The sequence below is a fragment of the Bacillus sp. ISL-47 genome (assembly GCF_018613175.1).
Classification (GTDB): domain Bacteria; phylum Bacillota; class Bacilli; order Bacillales; family Cytobacillaceae; genus Cytobacillus.
Window position 1 is genome coordinate 55,309 of sequence record NZ_JAGGQS010000045.1, and the last position, 13,794, is coordinate 69,102.

Genomic DNA, 13,794 nt, shown 5'->3' on the forward strand with positions numbered 1-13,794 from the left:
TTCTAAGGAATATCATGGCCCATCGAACTTTGAAGGATCTCAAACCATTGATCTCTGTTAAGTTGGTGATTTAACGCAAGTACGGCTCGTTCGATTCGTTCCTTTTTGCCTGATCCAACAATTGGCATAATGCGTCCTGGGTGATTTAAAAGCCAGGCATAAAGAACTTCATCAATGTCACTTGCACCAATTTCTTCAGCAATGTTAGTGAGTGTATTTCTCAGGCGTTCAGATTTTTCACTATCACCACTGAAGATTTTCCCTCCGGCTAAAGGCGACCAGGCCATAGGTGCGATTCTTTTTTCCTGGCAAAGGTTTAATGTGCCATCCTCAAAGTTCTCAAGATGAAACGCCGAAAGCTCAATTTGATTCGTAATCAATTTGAAATCCAAATAAGACTGCAGCATCGTAAATTGATGGCTTTTAAAATTGGAGACCCCAAAATGCTTCACCTTGCCGGAAGTCCTCAACTCAGTAAATGCCTCTGCAACTTCCTCAGGATTCATAAACGGGTCAGGCCGATGAATCAACAAGGTATCTATGTATTCTGTTTGCAGGTTTTTCAATGACTTTTCTGTAGACAATATGATATGTTTTTTGCTTGTATTATAATGATGAGTTTTATTCTCCGGCCGGTTCGGCGACTCAAGCACAATACCGCATTTCGTAATGATCTCCATCCTGTCACGAAGCTCCGGTTTTAGCTGAAGAGCCTTTCCAAAAAGAGCCTCACATGTATAGCTGCCATAAATATCGGCATGGTCGAATGTCGTAATCCCAAGCTCAAGGCAATGTTCAATTAAATCGACAATTTCCTCATCATTATAGTTCCAATCAGCTAATCTCCATAACCCATGAATAATCCGTGAAAATGATAAATCCTCTGCCATCTGTACTCGTTCCAAACTGTTCAGCTCCTTGGTTGTTTATTGCATTGTTATTATCTCTGAAATTGATAATAAAACCAAACGAATCGTCTTATTAGAAAGGTATCCTGCTAAGATAAGATTTCTCTGCATATAGATTTATTTCTCTGCGTATGTACACATTTTCTCTACACATAAAATTTTTCTCTGCACATAACAAATTTTCTCTGCTTATAGAACGAAAAGGCTATTCTTGTATTTTCCAATCAGCTAATTAAGATTGGAAAGAATATACGCTCATACTTTTGGCTACGGACGGAAAATTAATGAATAAGAGGGGAGGTTACAGAATGGATAAACTAATCATAAAAATCTTTAATATTCTTTTATTGATCCTGGCTGGCTCCGTTTTAACCAGAAATGGCTATATAAAAAACCAAATGAACTATTGGGCGAGAAGAGCATTTTATAACTTTCTAAGAATGGCTACATAAAAAGGAGGTGACTTTTTTGGTCATCTCCTTTTTATACACATATTTTCTGAAGTGGTTCCACCATTTGTTCATGCAATATCATAATTTTTGAAGTAAAGGAACGGTGCTCTTCATAAGTGAATTGCAGTTCATGATAAAAATCAATTAGTTCTCTAATACTTGAAATCAGCTCTGCATCAAAGAGCCCGGACCGGTTGAGAAAAATATTTTCATATTTCTCTACAAGCTTTCTTGTTTTTTTTAACTAATTTCCAGGCGTCCTTCATCCTTATTGCATCGTTCAATTCAACAAAAAAATCATGTAAATCTTTTTGTAAGATTTTTTTCAGTTCCTGGTTGATTATGTCATTGGATGGAAGTTCATTGTCCAGAAAAATAAATTGCTGCAGCATAATTAAATCAGTTTTTACATATTGCTCTTCAAACGCCTGGTAAATTCGAAAAGTATTATAAGCATCATACATAGGGTGATGCGGCTCTCCAGTAAATGCAAGACCATAAAACGATAATGCCTTTTCCACTGAAGGTGATGTTCGGGCCGCCCTTTTTGTAAAAATAGCCTGAAAATCAACATATCTTTTCGATATTTTTTCAATTGTGGCCTCAGGCAGCTGATGTCTGATTGCGTCAGCCTTTAATCTCAAAAGGTCACTTGTTGACCACGAAAAGAACCGTGTCTTTTTCACTCCTCCAACCCAATATAGAAACTCTTTGAACACCTCTGGAAAATCATCCGCTCCTCTTATATCCGAATCCTTAATTCCAGTCAATTCTTTGCAAAACGCGCTTAAAGGGGATTGCTCCTGAGGACGGATGTACCGGTCAAACCCAGTGATTTTCCCTGTTTCTAGCTCATATTTAACCGCACCCAGGCGGATTGCTTCCATATCTTCAAAGAGAATTCCTTTTTTGCTGCAAAGCATTTCAAAATCAAAGAAAACCATCTGCTTTAACTCTGCCATTCATCATCACCCCTTTATCTATTCCAACAAGCTATTATATAAGTAAATTAGTGAAGAAGGAAGGAACAGATTTATCCAGTTGACTGGAAATGGTGACTCTAAGGAGAGGCTGCAGCAAGTTTTAGAAGCACACAATAAACTTTAAGGGATGATTATATCTTTTTTCCCAGCTTTGTACCATAACGGTTTACGATTTCTTTTTAAACGTTTACACTTAAAGAGTACATAGATTGCAATCGCTTTATCCATAAGGTATTGCTTCCTGCATCTCAAGGATCTTTTATTTTAAATTCGAAAGGATGATTGAATAATGGGTATTTCTTTATCAAAAGGACAAAAGATTGATTTAACAAAAACAAATCCTGGATTGTCGAAGGTTATCGTTGGATTGGGCTGGGATACGAATAAATATGATGGCGGTCTGGACTTTGATCTGGATGCAAGTGTGTTTTTATTGGATGCAAACGGAAAATGCGCATCCGATAAAGATTTTATTTTCTATAACCAGCTTGAAGGCGGCAATGGTTCAGTTGTACATACAGGCGATAATCGGACAGGGGAGGGAGACGGCGACGACGAACAGGTTAAGGTAAACCTTGGCGCCGTGCCTGCAACCATCGAAAAGATTTCCTTTGTCATTACCATCCATGATGCTGATAGTCGCGGACAAAACTTTGGACAGGTTTCAAATGCTTTTGCAAGAATCGTAAACGAAGAAACAAATGAAGAAATTATCCGCTATGATCTTGGGGAAGATTTCTCCATTGAAACTGCTATCGTAGTTGGCGAACTATACCGCCATAATGGCGAATGGAAATTCTCTGCTGTCGGTTCAGGCTACCAGGGCGGCCTTGCCCGAATTGCAACTGACTTTGGATTGCAGGTAGGGTAAATTTCCAGTAGCCAGGAAGAGCAGCTGCTTTTCTTGGCTTTTTAAAATAGGGCTGTGTTAATGCTCATTGTTGATCTTTGCATTTTGTTGAAGTGACACTAGATTCTCGAAAATGCTTTTGTATTCCTTCGTGCATAGTTTATTCGAGAATGCTAATCAATGTCCTGCGGGATTGAGGATAAAAGGGAGCCCCGCAGGCTTGATGCCTGAGGTGGCAGGCCGCCCGCGGTTGACTGAGTGCCTGGTACGAACAACAGGCAAAGTATATAGGGCCTTAAATAAATAAGTATTTTTCTTTTTTTAAGGAGGAGCTAATTTGGGTATTCAATTATCAAAAGGACAAAGAATTGATCTGACAAAAACCAATCCGGGGTTGACCAAGGCAGTTATCGGATTGGGCTGGGATACAAACAAGTATAGCGGCGGACAAGATTTTGATTTAGATGCTTCTGCATTTCTTGCTGATCAAAATAGCAAATGTATGAATGACCACGATTTTATTTTTTACAACAATTTGCAGCATCCAAGCGGGGCAGTTGTACATACCGGGGACAACCGGACTGGTGAAGGAGACGGCGATGATGAACAGCTTGTTGTAGATTTCACAAAAATCCCTGCCCATGTTCATCGGATTGGAATAACGGTAACCATTCATGATGCGGAAGTAAGACAGCAGAATTTCGGCCAAGTCTCCAATGCTTTTGTAAGGCTTGTGGATGAATCAAACAATCAGGAATTGCTCCGTTTCGATCTTGGCGAAGATTTTTCTATTGAGACAGCAGTTGTATTTTGCGAATTATACCGCCACGGAAACGACTGGAAATTTAATGCCATCGGAAGTGGTTTCTCTGGCGGGCTAGCGGCCCTTTGCCGTAACTATGGTTTACAGGTGTAATTATACTTAGGTACCTGATTTGATTAGGTGCCTTTTTTTATTTGAAAAGATAAAGCCCGTTAACAGGAATATAGCAAAGACACATGTACAAGAATGCTGCCCAAACCTGAAAAAAGGGCTTGCCATCGGAACTAATCATCCCTTTGATCCTCTGAAAGGACAAAACCAAATATTTTGGTTAATACTCCCATACTTAAATCAAAATGAAAGGGAATACTAGGTTTGAAAAACCTTGAGAGGAAGGGATGCAGCATGTCACTTGAATGGTTTGACAGGGTGAGCGGTGAATTACAGGATCATTTGGAATCAATTTGCAGTAAATATGATCAGATTGGCCATATGTCTATTGACAGGGGTGCCAAGCATCCCAGAATGGAATTTTTTATTGAAACAGAGGATAACGATAGGGAGTATTTTTGCACTCTCTTCTTTGATCCCCATAACGAGGAGTTCTATGTAGAAGACTTTGATTTTGAGCTTGGCCATACTTCTAAAACCATGCTTTTTGATATTGAAGACATTATTGATACAGTCCATGAAAGCCTCCATGATTACATGAATGGAGAAGATGATGACTATTATGAATTTGAAACGGATGAGGAGGACGAAGTAATCTATGCCTCTGAAGATGGTAATTATGTTATCGCGGATGAATATGAAGTCATTGAAGATGACGATGGAGATATTTTTGAAGAAGTAGATGTGGAATGGGAAACACCTGAAGTAACCGCCTTTTTCAAAGAAGATGAAGTCGAAGTATCATACCAGTTTGGAGTGGTCCAGGAAACTGGTGATGGAGTGCTTCGACGGGTTAATCGCATTTGGACAGATGATGAAGAAATGATTAAAGATGAAGACCATTTTATCTTCAGCAAAGAAGAAGCGAGCACAATTATCGCCATGATTGCCAGCCATATGGATTCCTTGAGCGGACATGAGGCTGATTATCAGTAATTAAATGCTGAATTTGTCAGTTCCTCAGCGAAATAAGTTAAAACTTCTCCTACTTAGTAAAGGGATGTAACTGCCCTTTGATGATACTTATTTATCAATAACTAATTTAAATGGTTCCTTACAGACCTTTTGATGCAATTACTCTTCCAATTATCTAAAAAGAAGTGATCGCTAAAATAGCAGCTTCAAAAAGACCGTTAGACAATACATTCAGTGTAGAAAGCCTGTTCCCAATGGAATAGGCTTTTCTTTTTTTTACAAATAGCTTTCCTAAAGGGATAGCATTCTATCTTTAGTACTATTCGCGCTTGCCTTCGCCATAAACTAATGAAAGGATAGGAAAAAGAGGTGAAAAGATGGGGATGCATGTGATTCAATCAGGGGATAGTTTATGGGCACTTTCACAAAAATACAATGTTTCCATTCAAAGTATTATAAAGGCAAACGGCCTGGAAAATGCACCAGGAATTATCCCTGGCTTGGCTCTCTATATTCCAGAAGACGGGGCTGTAACCAGGAGTTATATCGTTAAGCCGGGGGATACACTTTGGAGAATTGCCCAGCGCTTCCAAACAAGTGTAGACGCAATCCTTTCAGCAAATCCGGGAATCAGACCTGAATGGCTGTATATCGGACAAAAAATAAACATTCCTACTACAGTAAAAAAGAGCATGCAAACGCTCGGGTTCATAGTTCCATATTCTCCTGAAGCTTTTTTACCCATTTTTAGGCAGACAGCAAAAAACCTGACGTTCATTGCTATCTCAGCCTACTCCCTAACAAAGGAAGGCTATGCATACGCAGAACTCGAGGATACAGCTATCGTTGCCGAGAGCAAGCGACTGAATGTTACTCCGCTGCTAATGATCCGCAATCTGGCAGATGGAGAATTCAGCGCTGAACTTATTGGCGGAGTCCTGAAAAATCCGGTTTACAGGCGGAACTTAATTTTAAGTTTAATGAATTTCGTAAAACAGAAGGGGTATGGTGGCGTAAGTCTGGATTTTGAATTCATTCCTCCGCCGAGGCGGCAGGACTACAGCTTATTTTTAAGAGAACTAAAAAGTGCAATGGGTTCCCTTATTCTCCATGTCAATGTCCATGCCAAAACAGAGGATATACCAACGAACCGAATTATTGGAGCATATGATTATAAAGCAATTGGGAGTGCTGCTGATATCATGGCAGTCATGACCATGGATTACGGCTACCCGACTGGTCCCCCAAATCCGGTAGCTCCTGTATGGTGGGTAGAAGAGGTTATTAAATATTCCGTTACCCAAATTAATCCGGAGAAACTGCAAATTGCTCTGCCTTTGTATGGCTATGATTGGAGGACAGCAGACAATGTAACTCGCGCTTACTCTATGCAAGCTATTCAAGACACAGCCTTAAGCGCGGGGGCCATTATTCAGTACGATCGTTATGCGGCCTCTCCATGGTTTAAATACTGGAGAGGGGCAGAAGAACATCTAGTCTGGTTCGAAGATATCCGAAGCATCACTGAAAAATATAAGTTAATTGATCAGTATAATCTTCTGGGTATGACCTATTGGCAATTGAGTTTGCCTTTCCCTCAAAACTGGGCTTTTGCTGATAAAAATTTTACAATTGTAAAGCCAAGAACTTAAATAATCTCTTTCATTTCCTCTTCAAAGTAAAACATCTTCGGATTCTCTTTGATTGTATATGTGTATTTTTTCATTTTCGCCACATAGCATGATTTGTTGATTGTAACCTTCTCGCCTGTATTAATTAAAATAACGGTATCATTTTGTTCAAATTTATTTCTTCGTTTCAAAAATATCCCTGCTTTCTATAAATCAATACTTAAAGTGTATTAATCCATTATCTCATACTTCTTGGGAATTAACCTCTATTTCTGCTAATTGAAGCTTTTTAACAAATAAACGGGAAAGATGGAGGCGGTAATCCTCCATCTTTTCTTTTGCATATCGGCATGTAAATGATATATTAGTCTAATTGAATATTTATATCGAATAAAACAAAGGAAGAGAAATATGACTTCAACACTCACTTATCTAAGAGATTGGCAAAAAGCGATCCTGGCTGAAATTATTCATTTAAAAAAATACGGCAGCACCCGTTACTTATTGCTAAATGGACGATTGCTTTCAAAATCGGATTCATATACTTATTTTTTCGATATACCTTCAACCATCAAAGTTCCAACAGGCTCTTCTGTGAAAATTGAATGGGGAAGCAAGAAGGTTGAGGGCCATATTCTTTCATCGGAAGGCAATAATGTAATTCTTGCCTTGGAGGAGGATATTGGGATGGATTTATCTGAGGCCTATTTGCTTCATGATCCTTGGGAGCTATTAGATCAGCTTTACCAGCGCTTAGAAGAAATCAAGGAGAGCAAAAGGAAAAGAGCCAGAATAAAAAAAATGATGGACCCTTCCATGCCAGACAAACATCCCGCAGATAAAATAAAAACAAGCACCCATGAGCTAATTTTACGTTCCAAGTATAATCCGGTAACGTATGTATGGGGACCTCCAGGAACGGGTAAGACCTATACACTTGCCCGTGTGGCTGCCAATAAGTATTTTAAAGGACAAAGCGTCCTGATCCTTGCTCATAGCAATCAGGCCATAGATGTATTGATGGCTGAAATCTCAGCTTTTTCAGCAAATAAACGGAAAGTACCGGACGGAGAATTGCTCAGGTATGGTTCGCAGATTGGGCCCGCTTTATTAAATCATCCTTCACTGACTGCAAACTACCTTTTACAAAAACATCATTCCGACCTTGCTGAAAGGAAAGACTCATTATTTGAAGAGCGGCGGTTGCTAAAACATGATTTATCCCGTTCTTTCAGCAAAAGAGACTCCCATCAGCTGATTGACATCGAGAAGAAACTTTCAGGAATCCTTGAAAAAATCAGGCAGAAAGAATTAGAGTTTATTAAAAGTGCATCTGTAATAGGAACCACGTTGGCGAAAGCTGCGAGTGATCCGGCTATCTATGAGAAGAGTTTTGACCTAGTCATTCTTGATGAAGCCAGCATGGCCTATGTTCCACAGGCAGCCTTTGCAGCCTCTCTAGGGAAAAGAGTCATTATATGCGGCGATTTTAAGCAGCTTCCGCCCATTGCTGCCGCACGCCATAAAATGGCTGAAAAATGGTTGAGGGAAGATATTTTTCATCACTCAGGAGTCTCTGATGCAGTGAAGGATGGATATTTGCACCCCCATCTTTTTCTCTTAAAAGAGCAGCGCCGGATGCATCCTGAAATATCTGCTTTTTCCAATAAGCATATTTACCATTCTCTGGTGGGGGACCATCCGGATGTACTCGCAGCCAGGTCTGATATTGCCGCATACACACCTTTTCCCGGCAGAGCCTCCATACTGCTTAATACTGAGGGTGCAGGGGAATATGGCATTAAAGACGGGCACACGAATTCAAGGATTAATCTGTGGGAGCTCCTGCTGTCTTTTCAGCTCATTCACGAGTCCTATTTAGGAGGCAGCCGTTCGATCGGATATGTAACTCCATACCGGGCTCAGGCTGGATTAATGGAAGGATTGCTTGGAGAATTGTATGAAAATGAACTGACAGAAGCGGATATCATTGCTGCAACTGTCCATCGCTTTCAGGGCAGCGAGCGGGAAGTAATGATCTTTGATACGGTTGATTCCTTTCCACATGAAAGAGCCGGAATGCTATTGATCGGGAAAGAAAGCGAGAGGCTTTTAAACGTAGCCATTACAAGGACGAAAGGAAAATTCATCCACATTTGTGACCTGGACTTTATCCAGAAGCATGTTTTCAGGAATAAAACATGGCACCGGCTGGCTGACCATCAGCTGCAAAACGGACAGGCAGTCCATCCGGATAAAATAGGCAAATGGATCAAAAATCAGCATGCACGCCTTCAATGGATGCATGCACGGAAAATGGACAGAGTTAAAGAGGATATTCAGTCTGCACAAAGGGAGATCGTTATTTCCCTGCCGGAGCCTAAAAAACTTGGGGAGGAATGGGGCAAAGCGTTTTCTTTAAGAAATAAAAGAACAAAGCTAGTCCTGCTTGCTCAGAATCCCATACCAGCCATTCAGGCTGACGAAGTAATTCCGCATAGCTTTCCATTTCCATTCTTATTAATTGATGGACAAATATTATGGCTTGGCATGCCTGCAGAGACGCATAAAAAAGCAAAACCGCCTTATGTAGCTGCAAGGCTGGATTCTGTGATTGCAGGCACCTATCTTACTTCACAATTCAAACAGAGATAATAAAAAAGACGCCCAAAGGGGCGTCTTTTTATACGTATTGCGGCGACCCGACTGCACTCCACATAGTGCATTGCCAATTAAGGCTGTCTGTCGTCTTATGCAATTAGCTCATCGCTTTATTAATATAACACTTATATTTAAACAACACAAGACTTTTTTACCCTGAGTGCCCTTTATTGCAATCCTTAAGAAGTTCATTCAAAATATAAAAAAGGCTGTTTTCGCAAGCTTTGTTGTTTATTAAACAAGAAGTGAGGAGTGGTTGATTTCCGCTCCAGGATGCTCAGCAAAAGAGCCTTAAAATAAAAACTGGGGTTGTGATCATTTGAATCTGAAACCACTAAAGGGGCAGCACCATGTGTCTGCCATAACAGCAAATGCCCAAAAAAACTATGATTTTTATACAAAAACACTTGGAATGCGTCTTGTAAAAAAGACAGTGAACCAGGACGACACTTCCATGTACCATTTATTTTATGCGGATGAAAGAGGAAACCCCGGCACTGACTTAACATTTTTCGAGATACCAAATGCTGGCCGTACCTATCGCGGTACTGACAGCATTACCTGTACCTTTTTGCGTGTACCATCAGATGAATCACTGCACTACTGGAATAAAAGGCTAGAAGATCTTCGCGTTATCCATGAAGATATCCGTGAAGCAGGCGGAAGGAAGGCACTGTTTTTTGAAGATTTCGAAGGCCAGCGCCTGGCCCTTATTTCCGATCAGAATTATAGAGGGGTAAAAGGGGGACACCCTTGGAGTAAAAGTCCTGTTCCTCAAGAACATGGTATTATAGGGCTTGGACCGGTAATGCTGACAGTCTCCGATTTGGAACCGACAGAAGAAATGCTTATAAAGGTAATGGATTTCCGGAAAAAGGGACAATACACACTCGATTTCAATGAAGAAAATACAGTACACATCTACGAAACAGGCGAGGGCGGAAACGGGGCAGAGGTCCATATAAGTGAACGTCCGGACTTGGGCCAGCAGCGGCCAGGCCGCGGCAGTGTCCACCATGTTGCCTTCCGTGTAGAGGATGAAGAAGAATTGAAGAGATGGGCTCAAAAGCTAAAGGACCGGCGGATCGCGAGTTCTGGATTCGTAGAAAGATATTATTTCAAATCAGTGTACTTCCGCGAACCGAACGGGATTCTGTTTGAGCTAGCAACAGACGGGCCGGGATTTGAAGAAGATGAAACCTTCGAACATTTAGGCGAAAAGCTTGCGCTGCCTCCATACTTTGAAGGTCAGCGGGAACAAATTGAGGCAATAATAAAGCCGCTTAATACAAATAATCCATAAAATATTAAATGAGGGATGAACATGAATGTTCGTCCCTTTCTATATAAAGGAAACCTTTTATCTTGAAACTTTTTATAGAGTTTGTTCGTTTAATATATAATAAGAGGACACTATCAAGTTGAAACTTAACAGAGAATAAGAAGGAGTCACCATGGATAAATATCAAAAATTTAAAGAAGCTTTTATAAGGTTGTGGCGAAAAAAGCATTTAACACAAATACTGCTTCTTTTATTACTGACGATCATTCTTTTGACGATTTTATTTTTCGCATTTCTGGCTGCTACGGCAAACGTTGAGTCCCTTAAAGAAGGTTTAAGGCAATCTACCGTCATATACGATAAAGATGGCGATACTGCCGCAAACTTGGCAGCGAACAGGGCAGAGGGTGCTAATATTGAAGAGCTTCCCGATTATGTCGGCAATGCTGTTGTAGCTATTGAAGATGAACGTTTTTATAAGCATAACGGTTTCGATATTAAAGGAATCGCGCGGGCATTTTTCAGCAATCTATTTGCAGGAAGAATTACCGGCGGAGGCAGTACCATTACACAGCAGCTGGCGAAAAATGCCCTGCTTTCACCTGAGCAAACATATAAACGGAAAGCTGAGGAGCTGTTCCTTGCAGTTGAGATCGAAAAAAATTATAAAAAAGACGAAATCCTGCAAATGTATTTAAATCAGGTGTATTTTGGCAGCGGCGCCTGGGGAATTGAACAGGCAGCGAACAAGTATTTTAGCAAAACACCTCAGGAAATAACCATCAGCGAAAGCGCACTGCTTGCAGGGCTATTGCAATCTCCTTCTGCACTCGACCCATATAATCATTATGAAAGGGCGATGGAAAGAAGGAATGTTGTTCTTGGAAAAATGAAGGAACATAAAATGATCTCAGTGCAGGAGTATGAGAATGCAGTAAATGAAAAAATAGAGCTGAAGGAAGGCACAAAGAGTAAGCAGGAAAGGAAATATCCTTACTATGTGGATGCTGTCCTGGATGAAGCAATTAATCAATTCGGCTTAACACAGGAAGAGATTTTCACAAGAGGATATAAAATTTTTACGGAAATGGACCAGAATCTTCAATCAAGCCTGGAAAAAGTATATGATAAAGACTCTATTTTTCCCCCTGGCATGAATGGCGAAATCGTCCAAAGCGGCGCAGTTCTTATGGACCCGCAAACCGGAGGAGTCAGAGGGCTTGTTGGAGGCCGTGGGGAACATGTTTTCAGAGGCTTTAACAGGGCCACACATATTAAAGCCCAGCCAGGATCAACTTTAAAACCGCTTGCTGTTTACACACCAGCACTGGAGGAAGGCTACTCACCTACATCTATGTTAAAAGATGAACCTGTAACATATGGAGATTACACACCAGCTAATGCTTCTGGCCAATATTCCGGTGAGGTGTCTATGTATAAGGCAGTAGAAGATTCAATCAATGTTCCAGCTGTCTGGCTCCTTAATGAAATTGGATTGGATAAAGGACTTGATGCCCTTGACCGATTTGGGATACCGCTTGAAAAAGAAGACGAATATTTGGGTATCGCACTCGGCGGAATGCGGAAAGGAATTTCTCCTCTAAAACTTGCAGAGGCGTATTCCACTTTTCCCAATGGCGGAAAAAGGCATAATGCACACTTGATTACTAAAATAGTCGGACCGACAGGAACGATAATTGCTGAAAGAGACAAAAAAACGGTTAAGGTGACGAGCAAAACTGTATCAAACCAAATGACTTCCATGCTCCTCAATGTAGTTGAATCAGGCACAGGAAGCGCGACAAAAATGGAAGGGTTCCAGATTGCCGGCAAAACTGGTTCAACCCAGCTCCCATACAACGACATTAACGGAACAAAGGACCAATGGTTCGTGGGCTATACCCCTAACCTGGTAGGAGCAGTTTGGCTTGGATATGACCAAACTGACCGGGAGCATTATTTATCAAAAAGCAGTTCTGAAACGGCTGTACCTGTGTTCAGAGCGATTATGGAAGAAAGCCTTCCATACATGGATGGTGATGAGTTCACTACTAAATCTGTAAATGAAAAGCTGGCCAAGAAAGAGTTAACAGAAGAAATAGAGCAGACCATTAAAGAACAAGCAGAAAAGATCGAAGGCAAACTTAGAGAGGATCTTCCTGTATGGAAAGAAAAATTAAAAGAAGGCAAGCAGGAACTAGAGGAATTCGGTAAATTCCTTAAAGAAAAATGGGGCCAATTTAATAATTAATCATAAAAAGGAGAATAGTATCCGCTATTCTCCTTTTTAATTTTCTTTAACCTTTATACTGGAATAATTCCAAAAAACAGTGTAACCTAAGTATTTATAGCAGCCCCTAACATTTCGACAGCATCCGCTAGCGAAATGCTAGCAAATAGATATTTTTCACCAGGAGGAATTTTTTATGAGTGGAGAAACCCGCATACAGCTTAATGTTCGAATATCAAAAGATACATCAAATATGCTAGATGAAATTGTTGAATACTATCAGGAAAACACGAAGCTTGGCAGAATTTATAAAGGAGACGTCCTAACCGATATTATTGAAAAGTCATATGAAGTCATGAATAAGCAGAAAAAGCTGAATAAGAGATTTTAGCAGTTTGAATTTTTATGGGAGTATTTGGAGGGATTTTTGTGAGGGATGTAAAATTAACGGATATTTATCAGCACCGGATAGCCCAAAAATATATCACTCGTTCCGGTATCGCTCATGCAATTGCTGTTTCCTATCATGCTTTCCAGCTTGCCAAAGATCAAAATGTTGATGCCGACTCTGCTGCAAAGGCCGGTTTTATGCATGATATGGGTCATTACACTTGGTACAAAAATGGAAAATGGGATTATGAACTCTACAGGAAAAATGATATACATGCCATTAAGGGGGCAGAGCGTGCACATAAACTTTTAATTCGCCTGGGAGAAAACCCGGTAAAAGCCAAAGAAATCGCTTTGGCCATTCTCTTTCATACAGATTCTTTTCTGCCAGGCGGAGAGGTTGTGAGGACTCCGCTGCAATCCATTGTCAAATTGGCAGATGAAAAGGATGAAGAACCAGGAGGGGCACATCATTATCGTGAACTTGAATTTGATAGGGCAATGAAAAGCCTGCAGATCCTCGATGAAAAAATTGATGAATTTCTGCAGAAAAAATGA

Annotated in this window: 13 protein-coding genes; 10 read left to right on the plus strand and 3 right to left on the minus strand. The window is 40.5% G+C overall.

Features of this window, described 5'->3' with window-relative positions; genetic code table 11:
- Positions 1-2 precede the first annotated feature (2 nt).
- Entirely contained in the window at positions 3-905 is a 903-nt protein-coding gene (locus J7I93_RS15045; protein ID WP_214726678.1) for an aldo/keto reductase, read from the minus strand.
- 311 nt (positions 906-1,216) lie between these two features.
- Here J7I93_RS15045 and J7I93_RS15050 point away from each other — a divergent pair, with 311 nt between their 5' ends.
- A complete protein-coding gene (locus J7I93_RS15050; RefSeq protein WP_214726679.1) occupies positions 1,217-1,360 on the plus strand; it encodes a hypothetical protein in 144 nt (47 codons plus the stop codon).
- A 209-nt stretch (positions 1,361-1,569) separates the two neighbouring features.
- Here J7I93_RS15050 and J7I93_RS15055 read toward each other — a convergent pair whose 3' ends face one another.
- On the minus strand, positions 1,570-2,322 hold the full coding sequence (locus tag J7I93_RS15055) for a 3'-5' exonuclease (RefSeq protein WP_214987985.1): 753 nt from the start codon (positions 2,320-2,322) through the stop codon (positions 1,570-1,572).
- Positions 2,323-2,632: 310 nt separating this feature from the next.
- Here J7I93_RS15055 and J7I93_RS15060 point away from each other — a divergent pair, with 310 nt between their 5' ends.
- From J7I93_RS15060 to J7I93_RS15075, 4 genes are all read left to right on the plus strand, one after another.
- Positions 2,633-3,214: a TerD family protein gene (locus tag J7I93_RS15060; RefSeq protein ID WP_214726680.1), complete on the plus strand. Its 582-nt coding sequence runs from the start codon at positions 2,633-2,635 to the stop codon at positions 3,212-3,214.
- 316 nt (positions 3,215-3,530) lie between these two features.
- Positions 3,531-4,109 (plus strand): TerD family protein, encoded by a 579-nt coding sequence (locus J7I93_RS15065; RefSeq protein ID WP_214726681.1) that lies wholly within the window; start codon positions 3,531-3,533, stop codon positions 4,107-4,109.
- A 252-nt stretch (positions 4,110-4,361) separates the two neighbouring features.
- Positions 4,362-5,063, plus strand: a complete 702-nt coding sequence (locus J7I93_RS15070; protein ID WP_214726682.1) for a hypothetical protein — start codon at positions 4,362-4,364, stop codon at positions 5,061-5,063.
- 356 nt (positions 5,064-5,419) lie between these two features.
- Positions 5,420-6,694 carry a LysM peptidoglycan-binding domain-containing protein gene (locus tag J7I93_RS15075; protein ID WP_214726683.1) on the plus strand — a complete coding sequence of 425 codons (1,275 nt, stop codon included), beginning with the start codon at positions 5,420-5,422 and terminating at the stop codon, positions 6,692-6,694.
- Here J7I93_RS15075 and J7I93_RS15080 read toward each other — a convergent pair.
- Positions 6,691-6,864: a hypothetical protein gene (locus tag J7I93_RS15080; protein WP_181396072.1), complete on the minus strand. Its 174-nt coding sequence runs from the start codon at positions 6,862-6,864 to the stop codon at positions 6,691-6,693. The two genes, J7I93_RS15075 and J7I93_RS15080, sit on opposite strands and share 4 nt — an antisense overlap.
- A gap of 220 nt (positions 6,865-7,084) precedes the next feature.
- Between J7I93_RS15080 and J7I93_RS15085 the strand changes: the two genes are divergently transcribed.
- The 5 genes from J7I93_RS15085 (at position 7,085) to J7I93_RS15105 (ending at position 13,794) form a co-directional block, all read left to right on the plus strand.
- Entirely contained in the window at positions 7,085-9,328 is a 2,244-nt protein-coding gene (locus J7I93_RS15085; protein WP_214726684.1) for a DEAD/DEAH box helicase, read from the plus strand.
- A gap of 325 nt (positions 9,329-9,653) precedes the next feature.
- A complete protein-coding gene (locus J7I93_RS15090; protein ID WP_214726685.1) occupies positions 9,654-10,637 on the plus strand; it encodes a ring-cleaving dioxygenase in 984 nt (327 codons plus the stop codon).
- Positions 10,638-10,788: 151 nt separating this feature from the next.
- On the plus strand, positions 10,789-12,867 hold the full coding sequence (locus J7I93_RS15095; RefSeq protein ID WP_214726686.1) for a transglycosylase domain-containing protein: 2,079 nt from the start codon (positions 10,789-10,791) through the stop codon (positions 12,865-12,867).
- Positions 12,868-13,042: 175 nt separating this feature from the next.
- Complete coding sequence (locus tag J7I93_RS15100) at positions 13,043-13,237, plus strand: hypothetical protein (RefSeq protein ID WP_214726687.1); 195 nt, start codon at positions 13,043-13,045, stop codon at positions 13,235-13,237.
- 38 nt (positions 13,238-13,275) lie between these two features.
- The gene (locus tag J7I93_RS15105) at positions 13,276-13,794 is read left to right on the plus strand and encodes an HD domain-containing protein (RefSeq protein ID WP_214726688.1); all 519 of its coding nucleotides are present in this window, start codon (positions 13,276-13,278) and stop codon (positions 13,792-13,794) included.

What these genes read in the sequence shown, in the direction of transcription:
- J7I93_RS15075 (WP_214726683.1), top strand. Translation starts at nt 5,420, where the DNA reads ATGGGGATGCATGTGATTCAATCAGGGGATAGTTTATGGGCACTTTCA.
- J7I93_RS15095 (WP_214726686.1), top strand. Translation starts at nt 10,789, where the DNA reads ATGGATAAATATCAAAAATTTAAAGAAGCTTTTATAAGGTTGTGGCGA.
- J7I93_RS15060 (WP_214726680.1), top strand. Translation starts at nt 2,633, where the DNA reads ATGGGTATTTCTTTATCAAAAGGACAAAAGATTGATTTAACAAAAACA.
- J7I93_RS15085 (WP_214726684.1), top strand. Translation starts at nt 7,085, where the DNA reads ATGACTTCAACACTCACTTATCTAAGAGATTGGCAAAAAGCGATCCTG.
- J7I93_RS15070 (WP_214726682.1), top strand. Translation starts at nt 4,362, where the DNA reads ATGTCACTTGAATGGTTTGACAGGGTGAGCGGTGAATTACAGGATCAT.
- J7I93_RS15055 (WP_214987985.1), bottom strand. Translation starts at nt 2,322, where the DNA reads ATGGCAGAGTTAAAGCAGATGGTTTTCTTTGATTTTGAAATGCTTTGC.
- J7I93_RS15050 (WP_214726679.1), top strand. Translation starts at nt 1,217, where the DNA reads ATGGATAAACTAATCATAAAAATCTTTAATATTCTTTTATTGATCCTG.
- J7I93_RS15100 (WP_214726687.1), top strand. Translation starts at nt 13,043, where the DNA reads ATGAGTGGAGAAACCCGCATACAGCTTAATGTTCGAATATCAAAAGAT.